Source organism: Lentimicrobiaceae bacterium, assembly GCA_020636745.1.
GTDB lineage: Bacteria > Bacteroidota > Bacteroidia > Bacteroidales > Lentimicrobiaceae > Lentimicrobium.
Genome location: JACJXH010000009.1, coordinates 130,337 through 157,324, shown reverse-complemented (window position 1 = coordinate 157,324; position 26,988 = coordinate 130,337). Strand labels below are relative to the sequence as shown.

Below are 26,988 nucleotides of genomic sequence, written 5' to 3'. Positions count from 1 at the left end.
CAGAAGAAGAGATTTCTTCATAAAAATCAGGTTTATACAGAACAAACAAAACTGGCTGAAGAATAAAGGAGGAATAAAACACCTTAAATATTTTCAATGTAAAAATAAGAAAAGAATGATTCAGATGGCAACAAAGCATATCGAATTAAAATAAATAAAAACTAAAATTTAATACACCTCACAGGCAACTATATTCCTGTTTTTCTGACATTTATTTACCCTTCCAATCACAACCTGTTTATAACAACCATTCCATCCGGCACGACTGAATTACACCTGATAATTTCCATGCCGGCCATGCCGCTAACAAACGCAAGCAGGTTTGCGGATGCTTGAGGGTGAATGATGCTCAAATCGAGCCTGCAATCAACGCAATAAGATGCGCCGAGGGAAGAAAAATAAGCTGTGCCAGCAGAGTACCGAGCAGCCTGGCTATAACCATATACACAATGTATTGTCTGAAAAGGCTCTCTTTGGTTTTACCCAGCACCACATCATCGGTCATGACCGATAAAAAAGGGTCGATAAAAATAAACATGAGAATGGTGGCCAGCCCATTGATGATGGCCGACAGGTTGCTGGCTGTTGTGCGATAGCCGGGGTTAAGATAACCGGCATAAAGTGCCGACAACACCCCCACCGTTATAATTGCCACAGCCACCACATTCATGATAAAAACCCTCCAGGGGAAATCTCTTTTCAGGTTTATTCCTGTCATATTTTTGGCATCAGGTATGACCAGACAATCCTTTACCGAAGTAATGCCGCTTTTCGAAAAGCCATGCATCAGCAGAGCCGGAACAGATTTATACATGCTGAATTTTTCAACAGCAATAGAAAGCAATCGCTGAAAAGTGGGAATGAATAAACCTCCTGCAATGGTGGCCACCGAACTGGCCAGAATAATTAACCTGAAATCGGCAAGGTTGGCCCCTGCGCCGGAAAGGATGTTATTTTCAATCATCTTGGCCAGCAGGGGCGCCTGAAAACCATAAGCAGTGCGCGAAATAAGCACCAGCATATTAAACAGGGCAAATGAAACAGCAATGCGCCCGGTTCTGATGCCTACAATCCGTACCGAATAAGAAAGAGTGGTAATTAAATTGATTAAAAACACCAGAATAATGACCAAAATCATTTGTATAGCCATATGCTTATATATTAAATACCGTCTGCTGATGCAATGCTCAAATTTACTATAAAATCGCAGGGTTTCATCGTAACCACAAAGAAAGGGCATTCAGCGGGTAAAGCTGATAAAAGCACAGCATTATATCGTGATTATCAGAGCTTAACATTTGACAAAAGCCTGCAGAAAAAGGGCGGAAAGAGGTTATAAAAAATATTGACTTTCATATGGGTTTCAGAGTGTTAAAACTTAAATTAACTTACAACAAAGGCCAAATACCTTCAAACATAAATGAAAATGACTGCGCCCAAAGCGGATTTAATTAGAAAAAGCAACAGGACATATTCTCTTAAAACAATGAATAAGAAAAATATCCTGTTTTGCTTTTATATCGGGAAAATCAAAACTTATGCAGTGAACATACTACCTGAAGTAAGGATAAGAAACTCCTTCATTTATACTCCAGATAGTAACAAAATTCCATCCGTTAAAAGTTGATTGACGCTTCATCCGAGCAGTAGATTCAGCATTAATTGTATTTGAGAAAAAAGATGATTCATAGCCAAAACCTGAAGCTTGACCAGAATTATCCTTATCAAAGTAGCAATTACTAATATCAGTAGAATTAACGGCAGAAAGAAATCCAATAAAGCCTCCGGCGAAAGCATTACTTGAAATATTATCACCCTGTACACTACCGGCGGAGAAGCAATTTTCAAAATTCATGCCTCCATCTGTTTCAGCAAAACCAACCAGTCCGCCTGCATTATAATAAAAAACATCGAAACATTTGCCATAAACATTTGCTAAAGAGTAGCAATCAGTAATATCATTAAAATGCGCATAGCCAACCAGTCCTCCAGAATATTTTCCAGAAATATTACCTTCCGTAAAACATTCACTCATTCTTGCATATCCTGCATAGCCAGCAAGCCCACCAGCCCTGTTTGCGCCTGAAATGTTACCTATAACATAGCTATTCGTAATTGAAACATAATCGTTAAAATTATTAAAGGCATTGGCCATAAATCCACCTGCATCTCCATTGGCAGCTGTTACTGACTTTCCCAGCGATACAATTAATCCGAGATTAAGAATACCTCCTCCATGAAAGTTGTCAAACAAAGCGGCATTGCCCTGCGTTACCTTATTAACCCAAAAATTACGAATAACAAAACCTCCACCGTCAAGTGTTCCCCAGAAATCAGAGATAGGCGTCCATCCATCAACCGCATCCTGAAGAAATAAGGATAAGTCTATATCATTCATTAATTTAAAGAACTTGCCTATTGAGGCATCTTGCGCGCTGTATTTTCTCAGGTTATCAAGCTGAAGTGGTGTTTTTATCTGGAATGGGTTCACCTGAGTACCGGTTCCACCAGCAAAATCAGGTTTTGTTTGAGTAACAGTAACTTTAACTTGTAGAGTTTCATTGTTCGAATTGGTGGCATTAAAAGTTATTGTTGCAGTCCGGTCAACCTCTGATGTATTTTCTGAAGTACTGATTGTTAAATCAGTTGTACCGGCTCCGCCATTTAATGGTGAAACTGAGCACCATGCTGCATCACTTTGCGCTGTCCATGAAGAATTGCTGGTGAGTACTAAATTTTTTGATGAAGAAGCATTGTCAAATTGCAATGAATACGAATCCAACAACAAACTTGGCTGAAGACCAGGTTGAACATAAGTATAGGTAACAGGTTCTAATCCTTGACTGGTAAGTGTAATAACAGCCTGTCGGGCATTGAGCGTATTGTTGATTTCAGGGCTTACAACAAAAGAATTTTTTGAAGTTACATTTACATGACACCAGGGAGCATCGGCGCTAACCTGCCATGAGAGTAATGGCATAACTGAAAATAATTGAGATGTTTCACTTTCACGCGTTAGCGTTATTTTTTTTGAATCACCATTAAAGGGATATTGATATTTAATATTTGCTCCAATCACGCCTTCTGATATGCTACTCAGGATGTAATCAACCACATACATCCTGATATAGGTAACACCAGTATTACCTATGGATGCACATACATAACCTTCTCCGGGATTAACGGCAACTTTATTTGCCCAACCAGTTTCCGGAATATAAGTAACATTCCCAAGCCCCTTCATTGCTCCTAATGACGCGAACAAACCACCAGTAAAATTATCATCCTGAGCAATGAAAATATCCGAGCCGGAATTCTCAACATCTATAACAGTCCCTCCGTTTGAAGAATTTCGCATGGAAAGGGAAATTGTACCTGTTGGATCTGGCACAACAGCATTAGGATTATTTGCATCATCCTCCTTTTTGCATCCAGCAGCTAAAACAAATACTGCCAGGCAGAACAGTTTAAGCAATCTCATCGTTTTCATTTGTTTGTAGTTTTAAAATAAGTGTTTCACTTTTAGTATAATAACAGCTTAAGGACACAAATAAAATAACTAATAGCACAAATCACATTGATTTATTTTCCACATCCTGGATCAGTTTACAATTATTGTATAAAACTCTGATTTAACAATCATACAATAAAATAAAGCCAGATAATGACATATATTTCAAGTAATTTGCCATTCAATACATGTTTTTTTTAATCAAAAAACCGCTCTCATTTCTAATTTAAGCAACCCTTCAGGCATTTTATCATTTTGCTGCTAATATAATAATTAATCCGTTTTTAATAATTCCCAATATTTATTTTATACTTAACTTTATTAATTGTTTAATACATTAATTATGAACAAATTCCATCCACGTTATGCACAATTTATTGCATCTATAATATACAGACATGAAAAGGTGCAATCCACAAGCTCTTGACCCTGCAATTCTTCCCAAAAACCAGCTTCATCCATCACCATACATCAACGCTTTCGCCAAAACAGGTAAAACAAAAATGCTGATAGCCGGATTATCGCGCAAAAGATCTTTACTTTGCAAATAAAACCATCCATTTCACGTTTTTTACAACCAAAGAGCAACAACGCTTATAAGTGATTAAATACAACCAATGATGCGTACCTATTCCATTTATTGTGAAAACACCGGCATAGCCAAAGACTACCCTTTTGGCACCACGCTGGCCGAAATAATTGAAGACCAGAAGATTGATTTAGGATATCCTGTACTTGGCGCCATGGTCAACCATAGCCTGAAGGAGCTAAACTACATGGTTTATAAGCCTAAAACAGTTAACTTTATTGGCTATCCGCACATCGACGGGCAGCGCATGTACCTGCGATCCTTGTCGATGGTTTTGTTTAAGGCAGCCCATGATTTGTACCCCGACCATAAATTAAAAATCCAGCATTCGGTTTCAGGGGGTGTGTATTGCGAACTGGTAAATCATGTAAATCCGGGGCCGCTCGACGAAATCGTCAGCAAACTTAAAAAGCGGATGCAGGAAATTATTGCACATGATGCTCCCTTTCTCAGAGACGAAATACGCACCGAAGAGGCACTCGAAATTTTTGAGCAGTTCAAACTCGAGGACAAATGCACGCTGATGCGCACCAGAAAACAGTTTTACAGTTCGGTATACAGGCTTGAAGATGTTGTCAATTACTTTTATGGTTATCTGGTACCTTCAACAGGTTATCTTCAGCAGTTTGGGCTTGAAAAATACCACGAAGGAATGGTATTAATCCTGCCGCGTAAAGATAATCCGGCAGAGCTCAACAGGATAATGGAAATGCCCAAATTGTTTGAAATTTTCAGGGAATTTAAGGAGTGGGTGCAGATAATTGGTGTACCTCACGTGGGACAGCTCAACCAAATGGCCTTAAACGGGCAGATAAGTGACATTATCAAAATATCGGAAGCACTTCAGGAAAAAAAAGTAGCCTGCATTGCCGATATGGTAAACCAGAGAAAAAACGAGGTGAAAGCTGTATTTATATCGGGCCCGTCATCATCAGGCAAAACCACATTTGCCAAGCGCCTGTCGGTACAACTGAGCGTGATAGGGTTTAAACCGCAGGTAATTTCCATGGACAATTATTTTCTTGACCGGGAATTAACGCCACGCGACGAAAACGGCGAATACAATTTTGAAAGCCCTGATGCGATTGATGCACAGCTGTTAAACGATAATTTAAACGACCTCTTTGCAGGAAAAGAAGTTGAAATGCCCAAGTTTGCCTTTTCGAATGGCAAGCGTTTTTATGATGGGACTAAATTAAAACTGAACGACAATGGCATTTTGCTGATTGAAGGCATTCATGCACTTAATCCTGACATTTCAAGCCACATTTCTTCAAACAGAATGATGAAGGTTTATGTTTCGGCTTTAACCCCGCTGAGCATCGATTCAAACAACAGCATCCACACCAACGACAACCGTTTGCTCCGCCGGATTGTGCGCGACAGCAAATACCGCGGTTATTCGGCACTCGACACCATGCAGCGCTGGCCAAGTGTAAGGGCAGGTGAAGAAAAGTACATATTCCCTTACCAGGAAGAGGCAGATGTGATGTTTAATACAGCGCTGGTTTTCGAACTGGGTGTGCTGCGCCGTTGGGCCGAACCATTGCTGAAAGATGTTCCGCCAATAGCCCCGGAGTATTCAGAAGCCCGCAGGCTGTTAAAGTTTCTTTCTTATTTCCTGCCCATTTCCGACAAGGAAATTCCTCCTACATCCATCCTGCGCGAATTTTTAGACGGCAGCAGTTTCGATTATTCCTGATGACAGCAAATATGGTTTTATAAACCTTTACACAAAGCGGCATTTTCGCTAAACCGGATTACAGGCCTGTACTGTGGCGCATAAGCGTGCCCTGAAAATCAGAAACCATCCCCGTTTTCGATGTGCAAGGCAAGTGCACGGATAAAACGGGCCATGGAAGCACCGTCAATCACATCGTGATCAATAAGAACTGTAAGGTTGAGCATTTCGCGTATCTCAATTTTATCATCAACCACAACCGGCTTTTTAAGCACAGTGCTGATACCAAAACACAACGGGTGCAGCGAAACCGGAATAAACCAGGCATTCACCTTGCCTATTGCCCCAACAGAGGTGATGGCCACATTGCCCATTTTGCTATAGGCCAGACGAGGATGTTGCAGCAGATATCTCCAGAAGAGACGCCTCAGAAAACCGGGAAGCAGATAATACAAACGGCCTGCCCTTTCTGTTTTTTTCTGCAGAACAATTTCGCCGGCATCCAGCTCTTTTTGCTTTGCTTCCCTTATTTGCGCCGTAATTGACGTAAGGCTCCTTTCATTCGCTTTTTCAATCATCAGCGGTATAGGTACTTTTTGACCGTTCAGCTCTTTTTCAACAATAAAAGAAACATCAACATCCTCAAAAATCATCAGTTTACGCTTTCCGGCAAGATATGCGGCTACATTCTCATGTTCTTTTACCGTTAAGCTAATCACTTTGATGAGCCAGGCCGTAAATGAAACATGGGTTGATTCTTTCCGGCAGCTTTTTAGTTTTTCGCGCCCACGGGTTACATCCAGTTCAAGCAAAGCCGATACATGATGCTTCTGTTTCCCGATGGTGCATACATCCATGGTGGCTATCCTCGTGCGGGGAAATTTGTATGTTTTAAATGCGGTCATGCTTTTCTTGCTGTTGACTGATAAAGTGCCTGCCTGTGGGCGGGCTTACCGCCAAATCAGTTGCGATAACTGATTATTTACGAGAGGCCAGTTTTCCTGCCAGAAAAGCAACAGGCAGATAAGCTCCGGCCAAATCAACAATGCTAAACCAGAGAGGTGATGGCAGCATAAGCACATTGGCTATGCCACCTGCCATAAACAGCACGCCTATAGCCAGGGCAAATTTCATTTTGTGCGAAGCAGCCACCAGAGCAGCCACCAGCGCACCGGCAAAAGTACCCATGGCATGGGCAAGAAAAGGAAACAAAAAATGCCGAGGCTGAAATAAATGCATCGACTGTTTCAAGCCTTCCATCGTTGTATTGTCAGCACCAGCAGGAAGAGGAATCAAAGAGCCACTAATCATAATAATGCCCATATTAACAACGCTACCCAGCAGGGCTCCGGCTATCACAGCCAAAATATTCCGGACTACAATTTTCATAAATACAATCTTTACAGTGTATAAAAGTGATGCCATTGGTGAATAACGGCGCCAAAAAGGCATGTTGCAAATTAAGCCGGAAACAACGAAACCAGTATAATACCGGCTAGTTAGTTCAGTCAGTCAGCGGCATATCAGACGATTTATCGGTAACAAACACAACAATCTGCTTATCTTTTAATGGGAATACAGAAATTTCGAGTAAAAAGATTCCATTTTTCAGGCCTGACTGCTGCAGCACTATTTTTTGATGAAACACAGCTTGTCCGCTATTTCTGACTTGCCTGTAGATTTTAGAAAAGCTGCAATGCCTGCAGTGCACATCATTTGCTTCGGCACCGTTGGCCTCAAAGCCACAGGCGAGGGCCAGCCCTATGTATTGCCCGGCAGCCTCAGGTCCCGCACCAAAAAGCTTACTGAAGGCAGGATTAAAATACTGTAACCGGTTTTGGCTATCCAGCATATACACCGCAACAGGCAGCTCATTCAGTATATATTCGGGCATATTATTATTTGTCATGATGTAGCCATTTTTGAAGAATCAACAAAAACTGTTCGGGGTGAAAGGGTTTGGTGGCATAATCATTCATTCCTGCCATAAAAACTTTATCGCGTGCTTCGGTAAAAGCATCGGCCGAAAGGGCTATTACCGGAATGCCGGGTTGCTTCACGCCAAAACTGCCGTTGCGGATATTTATGGTAGTGGTGTAGCCATCCATTTCGGGCATATGCAAATCCATCAGCACAATATCATACAACCCATTGGCCAGATAATCAAGCGCTTCGAGCCCATGATTCGCCACATCCACTTTTAAATTATACTTTATCAGAAAATGCAGAGCTACATACTGGTTTATTTTATTGTCTTCGACCAGCAGCACTTTTTTACCGCCGAAGTCACAATTCAACACCTCATTTTCTTTCAATAGAACAGGCCTGAAGGGTTCACCCTTTTCATAAGGCACTTCAAACCAGAAAACAGATCCTTCTCCCTCCCTGCTCTGAAGACCAACCACCCCGCCCTGAAGTTCGATCAATTGCTTGCTGATAGTGAGTCCGAGTCCTGTGCCACCATATTTTCGTGTTGTTTCAGCTTCTGATTGGGCAAACTGCTCAAAAACCTTATCGAGCTTATCTTCAGGAATACCGATACCTGTATCGCGCACTTCGCCTCTCAGCCACACCTGCGATTCAGTTTCTCTGAGAATACGCAACGACACCTCTACACTTCCGGATTCGGTAAATTTGATGGCATTGCCAATCAGGTTATTGAGCACCTGCAGAAGTCTCAGCCTGTCGCCTTTGATATAATAGCTGATGCCAGCATCTGACAGAAACTGATAGCTCAGCGACTTTGCTTTAAAACGCTGCTCAAAAGTAGCTTCCACCATATCCAGCAGCTCCCTGGCAGAGAAAGGAATAGATTCAAATGAAATCTTGCCGGCTTCAATTTTTGAAAAGTCCAGTATATCATTGATAATGCCCATCAGGTTGTCAGCCGAAGCTTTCACCTTTTGCAGCATGCCCAGCATTTTTTCATCAGTACAACTTTCGAGCATCAGATTGGTAATGCCCACAATGCCATTGAGCGGGGTGCGGATTTCATGACTCATGCTTGAAAGGAAAAGCGATTTGGCATTGGTAGCCTTCTCGGCCAGTTCTTTAGCAAGCAGCAACTCCTGCCGCGAAGCCTCAATATCACTGGTTCGCTTTTTAATGCGGATTTCAAGCTCTTCATTCAGGGTGAGCAAATGCTGATTCATCTGGTATATCTCCAGAGACTTCTGCTCAATCACCTGTTCGGCAGCTTTACGGGCTTTCCGCTCGCGCTCCAGTATTTTCTTCAGAGCATTGACTTCATCCATAAACAATCAGTTTCTGACAAGTTCAAACTTCACCGCTGAACCATCGGCTTCAAGCAAGGAAGTATGTAGCACAATATTTTCACCATAATAAGCGGCACACTCCATTATCAGTCCCTCGGCCAGTTTATAAAGCTTCCGCTTTGAGCGATACACCATAACCAAGCGGTTTCCACTCGCTGTAGTTTCAATAAGGGGAAGCTCAGCGTCATGATATAATTTTTTTACTTCAACATGAATATACCCCTCAATCCTGGCAAGAAAGTCAAAGGTATTACTTTCCTTCTCAAAGAAATGGCTGTAATTATGAACAAAATAGCGAAACAGATGACGCCCGAAGGTTTCGATCAAATCTGCCACCGGAATCCGGGTTTTCTGATGCAGAATGCCAATCAATGTGACCAGTTCGTCCACAGGATAGGTGCCAATACCGGTGTAAACGCCTTCGGAGGCAGGGTTGCCTTCTTCAATCATCTCATTGGCCATGACAAAGCCAAATTTCTGCTCCACCATTTCCATAAATTCGGTGAATATAAATCCTTTCATCTGCCTCAGTTTTAGTTAAACCAACTTACCACCATTAACACAATATTTGAAAAAGAGTTCTTCAGCGGTAAAACTGAACAATTTTCATTTTATAAGAGCCATCATTTGCTGATTTCCATCACCATCCAGATATTGCAGGAGGTGTGTATGGATTTTCCGAGAGGCTGACTTAATCTTACAAAGCCCTGCTTTTCATAAATGCTTACCGCTTTTGCAAAATGAGGCAGGCTTTCAAGGTACAACCAGTTATACCCCATTTTTTTTGCCGAATCAATACTCTGCTGCATCAGCGCCAATCCAATGCCTTTGCCACGAGCCTCTTTCGACAAATAAAACTTAACCAGTTCGGCATATCCGGCATCTAAACCGGGCGAAGGAAAAATGCCGCAGCACCCCACCGGAATTCCTTTCCATTCGGCCACCCACAGAGCAGATTGTTCTGTTTGAAAGAGGGTAAACAAATCGTCGGTGGAAGGGTCGGAAAAAACGGTGCCTTGCTGTGGTGCATCATGCTCCAGAAAAACCTGCCTGATCATGTTAGCCAGCAAGCGGTTATCTTTTTCTTCAACAGGCCTGATGATGATTTCCATCTGATTCTCAGTAGATGTAGATTGTGAGGTCATAAAATCGTTTTTGTTTGCGGGGTGCTATTTCAGAAAGTTCACCGTGTAGTTTTTCTTATTTCCATAAAACCGATAAGCGCTGAAACCAGCAGCCTCAGCCAGTGCGGTTACCTCTTCCATGGTCATTTTATCAGGATCTCCGGCCAGTTCAGAAATTGAAAGCAAGCCGCCGGGTTTGAGCATCCTGTAAAATTCAGCCATATATGCCTCCCTGTTTTCAACCTCCCCTATGACGGTAATCAGGAAAATTCTGTCGAAAATCATATCCTGGAGATGAAATTTCAAGCCATCACAAAGGTAATAATCCACATTCTTCAGCCCTTTCCTGTTAAGCCGCTTGCGGGCATAGTCGAGCATTTCCTGCTGAATATCGGCCATTACCAGTTTTCCGCGGGTTAAAAACCTGGCTATCGGACGGCTAAAATATCCGGGGCCTGAGCCAACTTCAAGCACAACACAATGGCTCTTCAGTTCAAGCCGTCGAATGAGTTCCTTGGGCGAAAGAAAAATATTGCGCAATGGAATGAGTAAAGTAAAAGCCATTTGATAAGGAAAAACGCCTTTGGCAGCAAACCTTCGGGCTATTCCGGCAGAGGTTGGTTGTTTATCCATAAAAGCAGCCAATAATCATGAATTAGTGAACGGTAATCTGAAATTTTCATCCGCACACCTGTAATTTTTAATGCCTTTTATAACTCAGCATGAACACAGGATGCATGCAGCTAATATACATTTTTCTTTTTAAAGGTTTGGCTAAAAAATACGATTGAAAACAGGAATAAACAAGCGGTTAAATGGCATTTAAAACCGGGTAAAAAAGATTTTTCAACTAAACACAGCCTCAGCCTTTCAAAGTCCGGCCAGCCAGGCATTAAGTTTACCCACTCCCTCCACAACCCTGGCACAGTAAATCTTGTTAAAATCAGGCGGGAGCGGCTCATGAAGCGGCTGCGTTCGGGAAGCTGCCAGTGCACGGGCGCCATCGAAATCCACATATGCCATGCGTGCCGTAAATTCATCGTCAGGCCTGCTAAAAGCACTGCCCGGCAACATGGCTACGCCTGTATCTTCAAGTATTTGCCTGCACATTTCAGCGGATGTAAAAATGCCTTTGTCATGCAATCTTTTTTTAAATGCATGAAAATCAGGGAACAGATAAAACCCGCCAGCAGGTGGATTTACTTTAACATTGGCTTCAAGCAACAAAGCAGCACATGCCTGTCCGACATGAGCCAGAATTTTACGTACATGCCACAGATATTCTTCAATTAAGGTACCACCTTTGAAAGCTTCAACCGCTGCATACTGAATGGGTGCACTTACCGATGTATAGGTTTCACTGGCAACCACAGCCATCTTATCGCACAACCATTGCAGCTCAGGAGGAAAACTAAAAGTACCCAACCTCCAGCCGCCGGCGCCACACCATTTTGACAATCCTGAGCTTACAATGGTCCCTTCAGGATAGAACTTTGCAATTGACGTATGTTCTCCCTTGTGGTGAAGCATGCCGTATATTTCATCTGACAAAATAAAAATATGGTGAGCGCGGGCCAGTTTGCCAATCGCTTCAAGATCCTCATCCTTAAACGAAACCCCGTCAGGATTACCCGGATAATTCAGGATCATGAGCGCGGGTTTGGTGGTGTTGTTTCGTTTTTTAAGAAATGCTTCGAACAGGGCCGGTGTCAACTGCCATTTGTCTTTATAGGAGCTGTGAATCACCGAAATCTCCTTACCCAGTATTTTGGCCTGAGGAACATAAGAAACCCAGCAGGGGCTGATGATAATGATTTCGGCATTGAATACCAGTTGCAAAAGAAACACCAGCTCTTTGGAGCCAGGCCCTATCATCACACATCCGGCCTGTGCATTGAGGCCATCCTTTCGCCTGTGAAAACCGGCAACTGTTTCGCAAAGCAGCGGAAGCCCTTTCACCGGCAGATAGTCTTTTTGCGATGCATTCAAACGCAGGGCTTCCACCACAGGTTTGGGAACAGGAAATGGCGACTGACCCAGTCCGAAACGATATATGGTTTTGCCCTGTGCCATCAGCTCCTTTGAACGAGCATTAATGGCCAGTGTGGCTGAAACACCCAGTCCGTTGAGATGGGGATTGATAAACTCACTTGTGTGGTTACTGATTGAACCCATAGCTTGCTTTTATTTAAAGTTCCTGATTCAGAAATAAATATACAAAACAAAATGGACAAAACAGAGCCGGGAATGCCATTTCAGGCAGTGCCGGTAAAAGAAACACGGTCAATCAACAATGAAGCGGGGAATAGAAGAAGGCAGCCCGGTGAGTGTTTCATAATTCACCTGCGCACTTAGCTCGCTGAATGACGCTACTGAAATTTCAAGTTCGCCCTGACGGCCTATGATAACCACTTCGTCGCCTGTTTTCACACTGCCGGCAGAAGTAATATCAATGGTCATCACATTCATATTTACAATGCCAATTACTGACACTCTCATTCCGTTTACCAACACCCTGCCCACATTGCTCAAATTGCGCGAAAACCCAAGTGCATAACCGATTGGCACCGTTGCAATCACCTTATCAGTCTGTGCCAGGTAGGTTGTGCCATACCCAATAAACTCGCCGGTTTTAATCATTTTAACATTCATAACCCTTGATTTCCACGAAAGGATGCGTTTTAAAGGCAGCGAAGGCTCCCCGTTTTTGTGAATATACTGAATGTAAGTTTCGCGTGTAGGCCAGAATCCATATTGCAAAATACCCACCCTAACCATATCCATTTGTGTTTTGGGGTAAGTAATGGCGGCAGCAGAGCAGGCGGTGTGATACCGGCGAGGTTTAATGCCTTCCTTTTCAATAAATTTGCGAAACTGATTAAACTTTTTAATCTGAGACTGAACCCTCACATAATTGGCAATACTTTCGGCTCCGGCATAATGGGTGCACATTCCCTCAACAGTCAGGCAATCAGGGTTCTTTTTGATCAAGTCGAGGGCTAATTTCAGGTTTTTAAGATCGTAGCCGGTGCGGTTCATGCCTGTTTCCACTTCGAGATGAATGCGGGCCTTTTGGTTCAGTTTACGGGCAGCTGCAATGGCTGCTTTCAGCCGGCTGTTATCAAAAACATAAAACTCAACCTGATGATGGATGGCCCATTCCAATTCAGCATCATCAATAAAGCCCATAATCATCACACCGGTTTCTGTTTTGCAAATCTGTTTAACCCTGAAGGCTTCATCGGCACTAAAAACAGAAAAATGATCGACTCCGGCCTCCTCAGCAATGGGTATATATGTCTCAATTCCGTGTCCGTAAGCATTTCCCTTCACAACACAGCTCAGCTTCACTCCTTTATTCAGAAAGGCTTTAATAAAAACAATATTCTGTTGCAAAGCTGATTTACTGATTTCAATAACAGATGGCTGGAACATAAATTCAGGCAGTTAATTTTTGGATAAGTGAGTAAAACATGCGGGTTCCGGTGATGATTATCTCATCAGGAAAATCATAATCAGGATGATGAAGCTGTGGATGTGCCTGTCCAGCACCAACACCGAACAGAGCGCCTCTGAAGTTTTGTGTAAAATGGCCAAAATCTTCTGACCAGCGAAACGGGTGTTCAATTTCATGCAAATGAAGCTGCAGCTCGCCTGCACACTGGCGAATCAGGCGCACACAGGACTTGTAATTTTTAGTAGCCGGAAATTTTTCGACCCATTCAATCTCATGTTTCAGTTGGTGCTTTGCGGCAATTTTAGATGCCAGTTTTTCAGCATAATTGGTCATACTGCGCATATCGCGGTTATTGTATGAACGAATGGTAGCCATTACTTCAGCATTGCCGGGCGTAGTGCCGAATGCCCGTTCGCCAATACGGGTATGGACAATGGTAACCAGCGAAAAATCGCGCAGGAATGGCTGATGAGGTATGGCAAGTAATTCATGAATCAGTTCAGTAACAGCGAGTGTTGGTGTAACGCCTTTTTCCGGTTCTGCCGCATGCGAGCTTTTCCCTTTCAGCCTCACAATTAAACCCTGCGAAGCAGATGCAAACTCGTTATCTTTTACCACAATATCATGCAACGGAAATCCCGGCAGATTGTGCAGCGCAAAAACATAATCGGGAATAACAGAGGCAAACCTTGTATCAGAAATAACCCTGAAAGCCCCTTCACCGGTTTCTTCGGCAGGCTGAAACAACAACACTACCTTCCCTTTTTTGATTTTAGTCTCCGCCAAGGCAGGAATCAGCCCGGCAACAATGGCCATATGCCCGTCGTGCCCGCATTTATGCGACACAAGCTGGCGGGTGGACTGGTATTCAAACAGGTTTTCCTCCTGAATGGGCAGTGCATCCATATCGCAGCGAATGAGAACAACAGGCCCGGGAACATGACTTTCAAAAATTACAGCGAGGCCGGTTCCTCCAAGATCCCGGAGTACCTTGCCGGGGCTGTACTTTTCAGCAAATGCAGCAATACGCTGAGCTGTCTCAAATTCATGCCCCGAAAGTTCAGGAAAGCGGTGTAGCTCCTGCCTGAGCTGAATTAAATCAGTTTCTATTTTTTTCCAATCCTTCATCTGATGTTCATCTTACCAAAGCAGTTATCTGCCGGCATGAAACGCCATAAAAGACAAATTGGCATCCAGCCAGAGCTAACTGAAACGATGGTCATTGAATTATTTATTGAAGCGCATTTCGGCATATTTTGAAGTAAAGCCGATGCGTTCATAAAGTTTTTTGGCCGGATTTTCGTATTCAACATGCAATTTTACATTACCATCACATTCAGCCAGCGCAAACTCCACAATCTTGCGTCCCAGCCCCTGCCCTCTTAGCTGAGCATCAACCGCCACATACACCAGAATGTGTTCAGGAATATAACCTTTCATCCCGGTATTGTTCACCACCAGGGCACCTGCCAGTTTCCCATTGTACCAGGCCGACAAAAGAAACCCTCCGGGCAAACCGTTTTTGCCAAAGGCAAAATCAATACAGTTGTTAATAGCATCTTTGGGATCGCCAAACTGCCCCAGATGGGTATAAAGAAAATCCACAAATTGTTCGCGATGGAGATCCTGATCAAAATCAGATTCTCCTGTAATTTTTTTAATAGTCAGCATTGAATTCAAATTTGGTTAATAAATTACCCTCGGAAAAAGCCTCACGCTCCTTCGGGCAGCAATATGATGCAATGAATTGTAATTCATCATAGATATTTCACCCTGATACCAGGATAAAATCAGCTCAGACAACACCCGTTACGGGATACGCCCGATAAAAGCACTACTTGCCATGAACCGGAAAGGAACAAACATTATCAACAGCGGGAACATTCAGGCTGGCGGACAGAAGAAAAAAGAATGGCTGCAGGACAATAATAAACATCCTGAACCCGCAATAATGAATGACAGGCAGAATTGTAAGGAAGCTCAACCATATCTGCCGCCAGACAATATGATATGGTGAATGATGCTTCAGGATAAGCGCCTTAACTTATAAAAGCCCAAAATGAGGAAAAGCGTGGCGCAAACCCCAATGATTTTACAAATATAGCATTTTTTTACGAAACGGCAAGGAAAGCCTCAGACAAACCGGCTGTTTCCCGCAAAAAAGCGCAAAAAATAAAAACTCAGGCTTTCAGGTTACGGTCGTTCATTTTTCTTCATCATCAGCATAACGCCTGCAATAGCCAGCATCCCACCAATAATCTGGAGGTGAGCAGGCCACCGGCCAAATATCAGCAATGCGCCCAACATCACAAACAAGCCGGTAGTACTTTGCACGATAGCTGCTCTTGAGGCTTCAATATAACGCAGGGCCGAATATTGAAAGATAGAGGTAAGAAAAGGCCCCACAAATGAGCCGGCAGCAATCAGCAAAAGGGCAGACAATGGAATAACCAACGACTGATGGTTTACCACCATAAAAACCGATGCGGTAAGAAACAGGAACAAGGCCCTGTTGATGGCCAGCACCACCGGGCTTATGGCTCGAATATGAATTTTGGCCAGTATGGTTCTGACTGCATAAAAGGAAGTAGAGATCAGCATCAGTCCCGAGGCTCCTGTAAGAAAGCTACCGGCAGCCCCCGGCTTAAGGCTGATTATAAAAGCGCCTGTCAGGGTAAGGATAGCTCCGGCAATACCTGCTTTGCCAAATCGCTCGGAAAGCAATCCCATGCCCAGCAACGACACAAACAGATACTCCATATTGCGTAAAAATGAAGGAACAGCAGGATTATCGGAAATATAGATGGCTGCATAAAACGTTGAAGTTGCCACGATTTCAATCAAACCAACAACCAACAAAATTCGAAAATCTTTGCGTGTAAAAGTGCTGATTTGAAAGCCGCCTTTGGGATGCGCCGCCATCAGGCTGTTCCAGAATAACGCAATGACAAACCAGTAAAACCCGAACTGAGGCAGGCTAACCATATGGAGAGCCGCTTTGCTGAACAGATATACCAGTGAGCCGCAAATAGTGGCAATAAATGCATACAGATAACCGCGCCTGACGCCTGACATTTGCACTGAGCTTACTGTTAAAAACAACGACACCTGAAAAAAAGTGCCTGATAATTCAGGCAAAAGTACAAACAAAGTCCGGCAAGCGGTTGAGATATAATGAAAAGGTTAATGCTCCATTAAAACACAAAGAAAGCGTCACAAGCGGGGGCATTTACATAAATCACCTTTCGCAGGCTTAATGGCCCCGACGAAGGTCACGCTTTAATAAATTTTCTGACCAGGGCCCAGGTTACAGAAGCTTTCACGGCAAAGCCCATACTTGTAAAAAGCTGCAATGATGCTTCATTGGAAGGTTCGATGTGTGCAAACACCCTTCGCCCCTTTTGCCTTACCCTGGCCGACATAGCCTCAATGAGCCGGCGGGCATAGCCCCGGTGCCGGAATGCATCCAGCACATGCAACATGCCTACCGAACCGTCGTCATGCGTCATGATCCAGGCCACCGGCATCCCCGCATTGCAAATACAAAAACCGCCGCCCGATTCAAGGCGCTTTTGCAGATAATCCATTGACAAAAACTGCTGATACTTTGAATTATCATAAACCAACGGCAAATGTTCGGACAACAGAGGAACAACAAGAGTCCCGTCACCGGCAGGTATTTCGTTTTCCTGAAAAAGCCTGTAACAATTGATAGACCAGATAAGTTGGCAATGGAGCTTCAGCCAGCTGAAAGCACTGTCATCCGACACAACCACATATTGCCTGCCGGGATGCAGCTTCAGAAAGCCAGCCAGAAAAGCCGAAGTGCTGTTGTAACTAAAATGGCACCATTCTTCATCAGACTGAAACCGGCACATCAGCATGGGCCCTTCCTGCTGCACTTCCAGCAACGGGTACTCTTCATCCATGCACAGGATGGATATATTCTGATCGCTGTTGACCAGCAACAGTCCGGTTTGCGTTTGGGATAACATGTCTGACTATTTCAACAAGTACACTTGATTCATTGGCGAAGATTGCCTGAATATCCTAGCCGAGCCAATCTTTAAAACGGGTTACCTTATCTCTGCTCACAAAAATCTCCCTGTCAGAGGCCGGCATTAATTCTATTTTTAGACGGCTTTTCGGATAAATGTGCACATTTTTTATTGAGCTGAGTTTAATTAAAAACTGCCTGTTAACCCTGAAAAAGTCGTTGGGATTCAGCTGGTCAGCAAGTTCATCGAGGCTGAAGTCAACCGGATACTGGTGATTGTCATTCACCACCATAAAAGTGATACCTTCTTCAGAATAGAACCAGCAGATATCGTCGGTTGAGTAAGTTTTAATTTTTTGGCCAACAGTAACCGAAAATCTCTCCTTATAAACAACCTTTTCGGCAGTAATCAATTTAAAGAGCTGATCCATATCAGGCAACTGCCTGACCTGCGTGAAGTCGCGAAATTTCTGAAGGCTTGCTGCCAACTCTTCCTTTACAATTGGCTTAAGCAGATAATCGATACTCCGCATTTTAAAAGCTCTGATAGCATACTCATCATAAGCCGTGGTAAAAATAACCGGTGAGTTTATCTTGACTTTCTCAAAAATGGTAAAGCTGAGATCATCCTCCAGATGAATATCCAGGAAAATAAGGTCGGGTGCCGCGTTTTCGCGAAACCATTCAATGGCCTCGCTTACCGATTCGAGACGGGCAATCACTTCAGCATCCGAAGCACATTCATTGATGAGCATTTCAAGCCGCCGTGCAGCCAGTTCTTCATCCTCAATAATGACAACTTTCATCGTTTAGGCATATTAATAAGTTTATACTATCCATTACATTCGCCTGACATACAGGCTGATGTATGCTGTTTTCAGCAAAACCAGCAGTTGAAGTGCTGAAACTTCAAAAAGCATCTGCAGCCCTTGCCCGAAAGGTCAGAGCAAAGGTATTTTAACAATAAATTTCCCATCCTGTATACCCGAAACTGCCTTACGGTCAGTAAAATAAGCATATCTACTGGCAATATTGTTCAGGCCAACTCCGGTTGACTGAACATGAGATTCGCGCATTTGCAGATTATTTTCAACCACCAGAAAATCATCCTGGCTAAACACATCCACCCTGAGTGGCATTTTTTTGGAGAAAGTGTTGTGCTTGATGGCATTTTCGATAAGCAGTTGCAGGGCCAGTGGAACAACCTTAAGCTGCAGTTTTTCCGGAGGAATATTCACCACTACCTTCATCTTTCCCGAAAATCTGATATCGAGCAAAAAAGTATACGCTTTCAAAAAATCAAGTTCAGTTTCAAGGTTAACCAAATCTTTTTCCTTGTTTTCGAGCACATAACGATAAACCATTGAAAGCCTGATGGTAAATTGCTCGGCCAGCTCGGGCTCAATTTTAATGAGCGAAGTAAGCACATTCAGGCTGTTGAATAAAAAATGAGGATTTACCTGGCTGCGAAGGGTTTCGAACTGCGATTGCAGATTTTCCTTTTGCAACCGGAGCAATTCATTTTTGCGGGTTTCAAGCTCAAGGGAGTAAGTCTGGACTTTAATTTTGGTTTCGGAATAATTCTTCTCCAGCACCGTCACATACTTTTCAAGCTCGGCTTCCAGCTTTTTTTGCTCAGTTATATCCTGCACCAGCGATGCCAGGCCAATAATCTTGCCTGAAGGATCCTTCAGAGGTGTATTATACCAGTTGCAAATCAGAGCCTGTCCGCTTTTTGAGACATTTTCATTTGTATTTCGCTGCCCGCCCGATTGCCTGAGGATATCCTCTGACAGCCGGACAATTTCCGGCTGTACATGAGGCGGAACAATGTGGCTGAAAGCATGCTTGCCAAGCACTTCCGCCCGCGAATACCCAAAAATATCTTCAGCTGCCGGATTCCAGTCAGTTACTTCCAGAAATTCGTTCCATTCGATATAGGCAAGCGGAGTTTGCCTGAAATGCAGCATCAGCCTTTCATTCATGCGACGCAACTCTTCTTCAGCATTTTTACGGTCGGTAATGTCAATCACAATTCCCCGGTTTCCGGTCACCTGTCCGTTACGAAGCACTGCCGAGCCGTAAATAAGCATGGGAAAAGTACTTCCGTCGGCCCGCAAACCAGTGTATTCATTTTCCAACTCACCATAATTCAGGCTAAGCACAGCCGAAAAATTTTGCAAAAGCCGGGTTCTTTGCTCAGGTACAACCAGTGAAGTCGCATTCAGTCCTTCGCGAATGCGCGCTTCGGTTATGCCAAACATTTCTTTACCGGTACGATTAAGAAAAGTAACCATACCCTTATTGTCAAGCTCATAAATGAGCTGTGGCAGCAAATCGGTAATTTCGCGAAATTTGGTTTCGCTCTCTCGCAAGGCTTCTTCGGCTTTTTTACGCTGGGTTACATCATGCACCATGGCAATAACAAAAGGACGGCCCTCCATTTCAAAATAGCTTGATGAAATTTCGACCATCACCACTTCACCATCCTTTCGCTTTGAATTGCGCAGCGGAACATAATGAAACCGGTTATGCTCATTCAGCACTTCAAGGGTATCATCAGGCTCATCAGCCAGCTGTCCGATGTGCATGGTAAGCAATTCATCGGTGGTGTATCCGTAAATGCGGCTTGCCGGCTGGTTAACATCAATAATGTTCCCGTTTTTCTTGTCGATAAGAAAAATAGCATCAGCAGCTGTATTGAAAATACTTCTGTAACGTTCTTCGCTTTCGCGCAGACGCTCTTCTGATTTGCGCCTGTCAGTAATGTCCATATGCGAACCGGCCATCCGATAAGCTTTACCATCGGCATCGCGCAAACAAACACCCCGGGAAAGTATCCATCGGTATGTCCCGTTCTGATGCTTAAGCCTGTATTCGGGATGATAAACTGCACTTTTCCCTTCAATAAAGTCGCGGTTAGCCTTGATAACCATATCCTTATCGGCAGGATGAATCCTTGACTCCCATTCATGAAGGCTATTTTGCATTTCATCAGGTTCATAACCCAGAATTGCTTTGTAATTGTTGGAAAAATAAACTTCATTGGTATTCAGATCCCAATCGAAAATCCCCTCGTTTACGCCTTCAACGGCCAGGGCATAGCGCTGTTCGCTTTCAATCAAAGCCTTTTCAGCCACTTTACGCTCCGTTATATCACGGATATAAGTTTGTGTAGCTTCGGCACCGTTAAAGCTGATAATTCCATCATTGAGCTCAACAGGTTTGAGGGTGCCGTTTTTATGTACCAGCACTGTTTCATAAATCTGAGGCAAGGCATCGCCCTTCTGTCTTTTGTTGTAGAAGCTTATAATTTTTTCCTTTTCATCAGGAGCAATATAACTGATAAAGGATGTATTGATCATACTTTCAACTGAATATCCCAGAATATTGGCCATCATCTGGTTCATAAACTTCACCTGCCCGTTTTGCAGAATAACGATTCCGTCGTTGGCTCTTTCAACCAAAAACCGGTATTTTTCTTCGCTTTCGCGGATAAGGTTGGCCGACTTTACCTGTTCAGTACTATCGCGCATAATAACGAAGGAAGCCGGCTTACCGTCAAGCTGAATGCTGCTGCTGTTAAACTCAAGATTTACCCTGCGGCCTGACTTTGCAATACCAATGGTAGAATACATAGAGGGCACTTTTTCGCCGACCATGCGTTTACGGTGAATTTCGGCAAGCCTGTCTTTTTCTTCATCAGCAATCAATTCAATAAAAGGCTTGCCATAAAGCTCTTCAGAGGTATACTCAGTAATGTCGCAAAACGCCTGGTTGACAAACCTAAAAACGCCCTGCTGGGTGATAAAAATACCATCGTTTGCCTGATTGATCAGAGTGCGGTATTTCTCTTCCGATTCGCGCAATGCCTGTTCAGCCTGGCGCCGCGACGAAATATTTCTTGACACGCCAAGCATTTCAACCAGTTCGCCATTTTCACCGGTTATAAGCGTTGCAGCTACTTCAACCCAAATGGTTGAGCCATTACGGCAAATCTGCTCAAGTTCGCCCAACGAAACAGATGAAACATCTTTACCACCTTTATAATCCTTCACCACTCCTTCAAGTATTTGGTGCACCTGAGCTGTGCTTGCGGATGTAAAAGACCGGGCAAATGACATACGAAGCATTTCTTCTGAAGTAAATCCCAGCAGTTTTTCAACTGAAGGGCTTACAAATGAAAACCTGAAAGTTTTCAAATCCAAAGTCCAGACAACATCCTGCATATGTTCAGTCAGAATCCGGTATCTGTCATCGCTGGTACGCGCGGCTTTTCTTGCTAAAAAAACACCGGCAGCAGCCTGATTGGCCGAAAATGCCAGGAACACCCCAATGCCAAAGAACAGGGGCAGTAAAAATATGGTACCTGCAAATCTGAGTGGCTGAAAAGAACTGCCAGACAAAAACCAGAGAATGGCCGCGTAAAGAACCATAAAAGCAAAACCGTGAATCACTTGTCGCGAGAACCTGAACGGAATAAAGGCAAACCACACAATAAGAAGCAAAACAGGAGCACTCCAGTACCAACCTGACGCTGACCCGGTAAAGTGAGCAATAAGTGCACTCGCCCCCATGGCCATATAGAAGCCCGCAACAACAAAAAATTTTAAGCGGTAATGATAGCGGGTTGTAAGGGCAAGTATAAGATTAACAATGAGTAAAGCTGAAGCAAAAATCCTGATCCGGAATAAGGTCGAAGCTACCGGATTATCATTCAGTAAATCGATAAAATGAAACAACAGAAATGAGGTAACCCCTATAGCCGTGACCAGTGTAAAAATGCTACGTATATTACTTTCGCGGTAACGGATAAATTCCTTATCCTCGTTGAAAGTACCCAGGTCGCGTAAAAATTTTAATATTGGGTTAAGAACCATAAGATGTTGTGCATAAATCTTTACACCTCAAACCTACATGAATTTAGAGAAATTCACAAGTATCCGTATAAAATTAACAATACCATTCAATATACATCTTCTGTTGAGCCGGGGTTTTTAAAATTTACACAGATGTTAATTGAACGGCTGGCATTTGATATGCCGGATTTATTCAAAAAATAAAACTTCAAAAGGCAAAAAATTCGGGTGGAAATTCAATCTTGCCACTTACGTCCTTCAGACCGCCAGCAAACAATTCAACTGCAAAAAAAACATGACCGGGCACCTCAAAAGGGGGATAGATGTGATAATGAGAAGCTGGCACAAAGCCCAGTGCCGGATAATAATTGCGGGAGCCCCAGGCCACGACTGAACCAAATTTTCCCGATTTAGCCTCATCCAGTGCTGACACCACAAGTGCGGCTCCCACTCCATTTCGCTGAAATTCAGGCAACACTGAAAATGGTGAAAGTGCAAGACTTCGAAAAACCAACCCGGCATTCCTGACAAAAACAGGGAACAGCAGCAAATGTCCTACTATTAATTTATGAAGCACGGCAACCAGTGAAAATCCACTGATAAACTGTGGGTTATGGCGCAAATCTTCAACAAGATTACCCTCGTTTGACCGACCATAGGCGGCATGAATCAGGTGAGTAATAGCGGCATAATCACCCGGTAATTCGGGTCTTATTATCAAACCTTCAGGCGTTTTCATATACGATAACTTTTCATCATCCTGAGTTAGCTGTCTATCCTTATCATTAGCATAAGCTGTATACATATCATGGGTTTAGCGGCTTTCTGAAGGTCAGACAATAAATTTTCTGGTCGAAAAAGTACCGGACTTCAATTTCTTTCATCCCCGGGGGCAATAAGTGAACAGGCACCGAGAGATCCCGGTCGGCCAGTTGATAAAGATTTCTGGAAAACGGATTTCTTTGGTAAGTATTGATTACCATAGACTCTGTTTCATCAACAATAAGCAAACGCGAGCCCGGCATAGCCACCCGTATCATTTCGTGAAGTGCTTTTTGTTTATCGTTAAAAAAGTTAATGCCACCTACATGAAACACAACATCAAAACTTTGATCACGAAAAGGAAGGTGCTCAGCTTCTGCCTGAAAAAGTTCAGCTTTGATTTTAAGGCGCTTGATAAGCTTTCTGGCCATGGTGAGCATACCGAATGAAATATCGACTCCTGTATAACCTGCTTTGCGTTCAAGGTAAACCAGATTATCTGCCGAGCCAATGCCCACTTCCAGTACACGATCTCCTGGTTTAATCTCCAGCAAGTCAAGGTATAGTTTCTTCACTTTCTTCTCCGTAGTTCCTTTAATCCAGCAATAAACGATGGAAGAAACACGGTAAAACATACTTATTTTATCATAAAACCTGGAGTATTTCAGGTTGTCGCCCGTCATCTGATTTTCAGGTAAAAAAACAGGTATGCCGCTATTGATATAATACTTATCGCCGGTTGAGGGATTAAATAAAAAACCCTTCCCCATGGTCAGGGGTTCATGCGTTACAGGATCAATCAATCCGTCAATATCAAGGGAAGGATACATGCTTAATTGTTTTGTGATGAAGCGATGCAAAAGAAATTGGTGGCACCTGCCGGCCATGTGGCAATGTGGCTGAAGCCTGAACTTCTCAGCACCCTGCTTACAAATGAAGGAGAATAAATCCTGATTTCACCTTTTCGCCTATATGATTCCAAAAGGCTGGCCAGCATTGGGCCTGCTTTGCGAAACCATTGATCAGCAATGATTAGTCTTCCGTGCGGGTAAACCATTCCTGCTATTCTCTTCACTGCATCAGCCTGAAAAGCCAGTTGATTAAAAACACCCATCAGAATTACTGCATCAAATGATTCATCAGTTCCATTCAGCTTAACCTCTGCAATCTCACTTATCTCTTTCACCTCTGTACGGCTGAGTTCCACAAGCAAAGGCAGGCCTCCCAAAGGATTGGCATTGACAAGGTTAATACTGGCTAAAAAGCCCTGACCTGCACCAGAAAGAGCATTTAGTTCCAGCACGATTTCACCGGGCCTGAATTGCGCACTGTTCATAATCTGTCGGTACAATGAGTCGTTCCGCTTTTGATGGGTTACAGTTTCAAAAGAGTAGGCACTTGCAGGAGTGCACAAGCCTGAGATTTCGGAATTTCTTAACATCTTGTTCTGTTGATTGGCGTTGTAATTTTATCTAATAAATTTAATCATAGCATGAAACGGGCCATTGATCCGCTGTTGATGTCATGGTCAGAAAATTCCGGCTTTAACATTTATAAACACCGATGCCCCATTGAGCAAATGTTCATTGCGGCGATCAATCTCAACCATACTTGTAAACCGGTAATTTACTCCTGTACCCATACGGATAAAAGGCGAAAGGTTAAATTCAAGCTCAACTCCCGGCTCAATTACAAAAAATACATCCCTGTCAAGTACATAAAAATTAGCGTTGTCATCCCAGTTATCCCAGTTGTCATTCTCTTCGGTAAACACAACTCCGCCTACGCCAAAAACAATCGGAAAGGCCAGATGCACGGGAAATCGGGGGGCAAATACCGGCTCAATAAACAATCCGCCATAACCTCCCTGTATATTGTAACCATCGGGGCTCCAATCAGGCCTGTCTTCATTTACACCATAAATCCAGTCGGTAAAGCCAGCTCCGGCGATACCCAATGAAAGGCTGTGATCAAGCCTCACTGCCAGCCTCATTTGACCAAGCAACGCATTGTTGTCATTCAAGAGGGTATTCCCCAGCCCCAATGAAACATACCCTCCGAGAGCTCCTGAATGACGACCAAAAACTGTTTGAAAATCACCGTTTTCGCCATAAGGGCTTGTTTGGGCTGAACCTGTTGCGCCCATCAGAAATAACGCAACAATCAAAGATGTAATTTTCCGCTTCATAAACACATCATTTTCTTATGCAAAAGTATCATGTAAAAAACACCGGATAAATTAATAAACGGTGAAAGGCGTTAATCAACCGATGAACAGTAAAAATAACCGGATAATAAGTCCACCCGTTTGTTTTAAAATTACAGTTATCAGCATTATTCACTCTCTTATCAAAAATTTTGCCGGAAATCATGCCACTTATTCACAATAATCACATCGGCCTGTAAGTATAATATCTAATTTTGTCTGATAAAATCATATTTCGTTGAATGGACTTCATCATTTTTCCAGTGCATGGCCACTGAATACTATCAGGTCGCTGCGGCATAGAAATTACCGGCTTTATTTCTTTGGTCAGATGATTTCACTTCCGGGTAACTGGATTCAGAATATTGCGCTTGGATGGCTGGTATATAAACTTACCGGTTCAGCTCTTTTACTGGGCATAGTAGGCTTTGCAGGGCAGATACCCTCCCTGGTTATTACCCCGCTGGCCGGAGTATTTGCCGACAGGATTGACCGCCGCAAAGTGCTGATTACCACGCAAACAATATCAATGCTTATCGCCATTGGCGTATCGCTGTTAATTTTCAGCGGAAGAATACAGGTATGGCATATCATTCTGTCGGCTGTTATGAATGGCATTTCAGTTGCCTTTGATACACCTTTCAGGCATGCTTTTCTGGTGAATATGGTTACCGACAAAAAAGATCTGCAAAACGCCATTGCATTAAACTCAACACTTTTCAATACCGCCCGATTTGCGGGTCCACCAATTGGCGGTTTGCTTATTGCATTATCAGGTGAAGGCATTTGCTTTCTTGTAAACGGGCTCAGCTACCTGGCAGTAATCGCTTCGCTGCTGGCCATGAAGGTCGAATCTGCTACCAGTCAGGGTAAACATCAGGCTATCTGGAATGATTTAATGAGCGGCTTTGGTTATGCATTCAAGGTTTTACCTATCCGGTTTCTTTTGGTAATGGTATTTACTACCAGTTTCCTGGGATTGCCATTTCAGGTATTTATGCCGGTATTTGCCCGCGAAGTACTCAACGGAGATGCGCAAACGCTCGGATATCTAATCGGAGCTATCGGAGCCGGCGCCTTAACAGGAGCCTTGTTTCTGGCCACCCGCCGATCGCTCAGCGGCATCCCTCTGATTATCTTTATTTCAGCAGGAATGTTCAGCATTGGGTTAATTCTGTTCTCCGTTTCAGTGAATCTGACCTTCTCCCTGCTCATACTGGCAGTGGCCGGTTTTGGAATGGTAGTTGAGTTCGCCTCAAGCAACACTTTATTGCAAACCATGGTAAAAGATGACATGCGAGGAAGAATTGTAGCTTTATACAGCATGTCTTTTATGGGAATTACACCTTTGGGAAGCCTCACCATGGGTTGGCTGGCTGAAATAACAAGCGTTCAGGTGACGGTTGGCATTGCTGGAGTATTATGCCTGGTTGCCACTTTATTTTTCTATCGTAAACTTCCCGTCATTAAAATGGCGGTCAGCCAGCTTTAAAATCACAAAAAAAAGCCTGGCTTCTTTTTAAAACC

At 43.4% G+C, this 26,988-nt stretch carries 25 protein-coding genes; 4 read left to right on the top strand and 21 right to left on the bottom strand.

What is annotated here, in order from left to right:
* Positions 1–349: 349 nt before the first annotated feature.
* Positions 350–1,150: a lipid II flippase Amj family protein gene (locus H6541_13355; protein MCB9016769.1), complete on the bottom strand. Its 801-nt coding sequence runs from the start codon at positions 1,148–1,150 to the stop codon at positions 350–352.
* A 402-nt stretch (positions 1,151–1,552) separates the two neighbouring features.
* On the bottom strand, positions 1,553–3,490 hold the full coding sequence (locus tag H6541_13350; protein ID MCB9016768.1) for a DUF5036 family protein: 1,938 nt from the start codon (positions 3,488–3,490) through the stop codon (positions 1,553–1,555).
* A 419-nt stretch (positions 3,491–3,909) separates the two neighbouring features.
* Here H6541_13350 and H6541_13345 point away from each other — a divergent pair, with 419 nt between their 5' ends.
* Entirely contained in the window at positions 3,910–4,062 is a 153-nt protein-coding gene (locus H6541_13345) for a hypothetical protein (GenBank protein ID MCB9016767.1), read from the top strand.
* Between the two features lie 66 nt (positions 4,063–4,128).
* On the top strand, positions 4,129–5,802 hold the full coding sequence (locus tag H6541_13340; GenBank protein MCB9016766.1) for a nucleoside kinase: 1,674 nt from the start codon (positions 4,129–4,131) through the stop codon (positions 5,800–5,802).
* A 98-nt stretch (positions 5,803–5,900) separates the two neighbouring features.
* On the opposite strand, the gene H6541_13335 is transcribed toward H6541_13340, so the two are convergent.
* From H6541_13335 to H6541_13285, 11 genes are all read right to left on the bottom strand, one after another.
* Positions 5,901–6,686, bottom strand: coding sequence for a 2-oxo acid dehydrogenase subunit E2 (locus H6541_13335; protein MCB9016765.1), 786 nt, complete (start codon positions 6,684–6,686; stop codon positions 5,901–5,903).
* Between the two features lie 73 nt (positions 6,687–6,759).
* Positions 6,760–7,170, bottom strand: coding sequence for a hypothetical protein (locus tag H6541_13330; protein ID MCB9016764.1), 411 nt, complete (start codon positions 7,168–7,170; stop codon positions 6,760–6,762).
* Positions 7,171–7,285: 115 nt separating this feature from the next.
* A complete protein-coding gene (locus tag H6541_13325; GenBank protein MCB9016763.1) occupies positions 7,286–7,690 on the bottom strand; it encodes a PAS domain-containing protein in 405 nt (134 codons plus the stop codon).
* Positions 7,680–9,035 carry a response regulator gene (locus H6541_13320; GenBank protein MCB9016762.1) on the bottom strand — a complete coding sequence of 452 codons (1,356 nt, stop codon included), beginning with the start codon at positions 9,033–9,035 and terminating at the stop codon, positions 7,680–7,682. The genes H6541_13325 and H6541_13320 overlap by 11 nt, the downstream gene beginning before the upstream one ends.
* Before the next feature lie 6 nt (positions 9,036–9,041).
* Positions 9,042–9,578, bottom strand: a complete 537-nt coding sequence (locus tag H6541_13315; protein ID MCB9016761.1) for a heme NO-binding domain-containing protein — start codon at positions 9,576–9,578, stop codon at positions 9,042–9,044.
* A gap of 101 nt (positions 9,579–9,679) precedes the next feature.
* Positions 9,680–10,168: a GNAT family N-acetyltransferase gene (locus H6541_13310; GenBank protein MCB9016760.1), complete on the bottom strand. Its 489-nt coding sequence runs from the start codon at positions 10,166–10,168 to the stop codon at positions 9,680–9,682.
* A 57-nt stretch (positions 10,169–10,225) separates the two neighbouring features.
* Positions 10,226–10,813, bottom strand: a complete 588-nt coding sequence (locus tag H6541_13305; GenBank protein ID MCB9016759.1) for a class I SAM-dependent methyltransferase — start codon at positions 10,811–10,813, stop codon at positions 10,226–10,228.
* A 237-nt stretch (positions 10,814–11,050) separates the two neighbouring features.
* The gene (locus H6541_13300) at positions 11,051–12,355 is read right to left on the bottom strand and encodes an aminotransferase class I/II-fold pyridoxal phosphate-dependent enzyme (protein MCB9016758.1); all 1,305 of its coding nucleotides are present in this window, start codon (positions 12,353–12,355) and stop codon (positions 11,051–11,053) included.
* Between the two features lie 108 nt (positions 12,356–12,463).
* Positions 12,464–13,615, bottom strand: coding sequence for an alanine racemase (gene alr, locus H6541_13295; protein ID MCB9016757.1), 1,152 nt, complete (start codon positions 13,613–13,615; stop codon positions 12,464–12,466).
* A 4-nt stretch (positions 13,616–13,619) separates the two neighbouring features.
* A complete protein-coding gene (locus H6541_13290; GenBank protein MCB9016756.1) occupies positions 13,620–14,765 on the bottom strand; it encodes an amidohydrolase in 1,146 nt (381 codons plus the stop codon).
* A gap of 99 nt (positions 14,766–14,864) precedes the next feature.
* On the bottom strand, positions 14,865–15,308 hold the full coding sequence (locus H6541_13285; protein ID MCB9016755.1) for a GNAT family N-acetyltransferase: 444 nt from the start codon (positions 15,306–15,308) through the stop codon (positions 14,865–14,867).
* A gap of 172 nt (positions 15,309–15,480) precedes the next feature.
* Here H6541_13285 and H6541_13280 point away from each other — a divergent pair, with 172 nt between their 5' ends.
* Positions 15,481–15,654 (top strand): hypothetical protein, encoded by a 174-nt coding sequence (locus H6541_13280; GenBank protein MCB9016754.1) that lies wholly within the window; start codon positions 15,481–15,483, stop codon positions 15,652–15,654.
* 176 nt (positions 15,655–15,830) lie between these two features.
* On the opposite strand, the gene H6541_13275 is transcribed toward H6541_13280, so the two are convergent.
* The 8 genes from H6541_13275 to H6541_13240 all read right to left on the bottom strand — a co-directional run bounded on the left by H6541_13275 (position 15,831) and on the right by H6541_13240 (position 25,443).
* Positions 15,831–16,712 (bottom strand): DMT family transporter, encoded by an 882-nt coding sequence (locus H6541_13275; GenBank protein ID MCB9016753.1) that lies wholly within the window; start codon positions 16,710–16,712, stop codon positions 15,831–15,833.
* A gap of 197 nt (positions 16,713–16,909) precedes the next feature.
* Positions 16,910–17,632, bottom strand: coding sequence for a GNAT family N-acetyltransferase (locus tag H6541_13270; GenBank protein ID MCB9016752.1), 723 nt, complete (start codon positions 17,630–17,632; stop codon positions 16,910–16,912).
* A gap of 55 nt (positions 17,633–17,687) precedes the next feature.
* On the bottom strand, positions 17,688–18,440 hold the full coding sequence (locus H6541_13265) for a response regulator transcription factor (GenBank protein ID MCB9016751.1): 753 nt from the start codon (positions 18,438–18,440) through the stop codon (positions 17,688–17,690).
* Positions 18,441–18,575: 135 nt separating this feature from the next.
* The gene (locus H6541_13260; protein MCB9016750.1) at positions 18,576–22,514 is read right to left on the bottom strand and encodes a PAS domain S-box protein; all 3,939 of its coding nucleotides are present in this window, start codon (positions 22,512–22,514) and stop codon (positions 18,576–18,578) included.
* A gap of 187 nt (positions 22,515–22,701) precedes the next feature.
* Positions 22,702–23,232, bottom strand: coding sequence for an N-acetyltransferase (locus H6541_13255; protein ID MCB9016749.1), 531 nt, complete (start codon positions 23,230–23,232; stop codon positions 22,702–22,704).
* Positions 23,233–23,299: 67 nt separating this feature from the next.
* Positions 23,300–24,085 (bottom strand): methyltransferase domain-containing protein, encoded by a 786-nt coding sequence (locus tag H6541_13250; GenBank protein MCB9016748.1) that lies wholly within the window; start codon positions 24,083–24,085, stop codon positions 23,300–23,302.
* Between the two features lie 2 nt (positions 24,086–24,087).
* Complete coding sequence (locus H6541_13245) at positions 24,088–24,696, bottom strand: hypothetical protein (GenBank protein MCB9016747.1); 609 nt, start codon at positions 24,694–24,696, stop codon at positions 24,088–24,090.
* An 87-nt stretch (positions 24,697–24,783) separates the two neighbouring features.
* On the bottom strand, positions 24,784–25,443 hold the full coding sequence (locus H6541_13240; GenBank protein MCB9016746.1) for a hypothetical protein: 660 nt from the start codon (positions 25,441–25,443) through the stop codon (positions 24,784–24,786).
* 349 nt (positions 25,444–25,792) lie between these two features.
* Here H6541_13240 and H6541_13235 point away from each other — a divergent pair, with 349 nt between their 5' ends.
* A complete protein-coding gene (locus H6541_13235; protein MCB9016745.1) occupies positions 25,793–26,953 on the top strand; it encodes an MFS transporter in 1,161 nt (386 codons plus the stop codon).
* Positions 26,954–26,988 lie beyond the last annotated feature (35 nt).

Coding starts and splice junctions, on each gene's coding strand:
- H6541_13235 (MCB9016745.1), top strand. CDS start 25,793: ATGATTTCACTTCCGGGTAACTGGATTCAGAATATTGCGCTTGGATGG.
- H6541_13260 (MCB9016750.1), bottom strand. CDS start 22,514: ATGGTTCTTAACCCAATATTAAAATTTTTACGCGACCTGGGTACTTTC.
- H6541_13355 (MCB9016769.1), bottom strand. CDS start 1,150: ATGGCTATACAAATGATTTTGGTCATTATTCTGGTGTTTTTAATCAAT.
- H6541_13285 (MCB9016755.1), bottom strand. CDS start 15,308: ATGCTGACTATTAAAAAAATTACAGGAGAATCTGATTTTGATCAGGAT.
- H6541_13255 (MCB9016749.1), bottom strand. CDS start 23,232: ATGAAAACGCCTGAAGGTTTGATAATAAGACCCGAATTACCGGGTGAT.
- H6541_13310 (MCB9016760.1), bottom strand. CDS start 10,168: ATGGAAATCATCATCAGGCCTGTTGAAGAAAAAGATAACCGCTTGCTG.
- H6541_13325 (MCB9016763.1), bottom strand. CDS start 7,690: ATGACAAATAATAATATGCCCGAATATATACTGAATGAGCTGCCTGTT.
- H6541_13280 (MCB9016754.1), top strand. CDS start 15,481: ATGAACCGGAAAGGAACAAACATTATCAACAGCGGGAACATTCAGGCT.
- H6541_13340 (MCB9016766.1), top strand. CDS start 4,129: ATGATGCGTACCTATTCCATTTATTGTGAAAACACCGGCATAGCCAAA.
- H6541_13330 (MCB9016764.1), bottom strand. CDS start 7,170: ATGAAAATTGTAGTCCGGAATATTTTGGCTGTGATAGCCGGAGCCCTG.
- alr (MCB9016757.1), bottom strand. CDS start 13,615: ATGTTCCAGCCATCTGTTATTGAAATCAGTAAATCAGCTTTGCAACAG.
- H6541_13320 (MCB9016762.1), bottom strand. CDS start 9,035: ATGGATGAAGTCAATGCTCTGAAGAAAATACTGGAGCGCGAGCGGAAA.
- H6541_13345 (MCB9016767.1), top strand. CDS start 3,910: ATGAAAAGGTGCAATCCACAAGCTCTTGACCCTGCAATTCTTCCCAAA.
- H6541_13290 (MCB9016756.1), bottom strand. CDS start 14,765: ATGAAGGATTGGAAAAAAATAGAAACTGATTTAATTCAGCTCAGGCAG.
- H6541_13265 (MCB9016751.1), bottom strand. CDS start 18,440: ATGAAAGTTGTCATTATTGAGGATGAAGAACTGGCTGCACGGCGGCTT.
- H6541_13335 (MCB9016765.1), bottom strand. CDS start 6,686: ATGACCGCATTTAAAACATACAAATTTCCCCGCACGAGGATAGCCACC.
- H6541_13240 (MCB9016746.1), bottom strand. CDS start 25,443: ATGAAGCGGAAAATTACATCTTTGATTGTTGCGTTATTTCTGATGGGC.
- H6541_13305 (MCB9016759.1), bottom strand. CDS start 10,813: ATGGATAAACAACCAACCTCTGCCGGAATAGCCCGAAGGTTTGCTGCC.
- H6541_13245 (MCB9016747.1), bottom strand. CDS start 24,696: ATGTTAAGAAATTCCGAAATCTCAGGCTTGTGCACTCCTGCAAGTGCC.
- H6541_13300 (MCB9016758.1), bottom strand. CDS start 12,355: ATGGGTTCAATCAGTAACCACACAAGTGAGTTTATCAATCCCCATCTC.
- H6541_13250 (MCB9016748.1), bottom strand. CDS start 24,085: ATGTATCCTTCCCTTGATATTGACGGATTGATTGATCCTGTAACGCAT.
- H6541_13350 (MCB9016768.1), bottom strand. CDS start 3,490: ATGAAAACGATGAGATTGCTTAAACTGTTCTGCCTGGCAGTATTTGTT.
- H6541_13315 (MCB9016761.1), bottom strand. CDS start 9,578: ATGAAAGGATTTATATTCACCGAATTTATGGAAATGGTGGAGCAGAAA.
- H6541_13275 (MCB9016753.1), bottom strand. CDS start 16,712: ATGTCAGGCGTCAGGCGCGGTTATCTGTATGCATTTATTGCCACTATT.
- H6541_13270 (MCB9016752.1), bottom strand. CDS start 17,632: ATGTTATCCCAAACGCAAACCGGACTGTTGCTGGTCAACAGCGATCAG.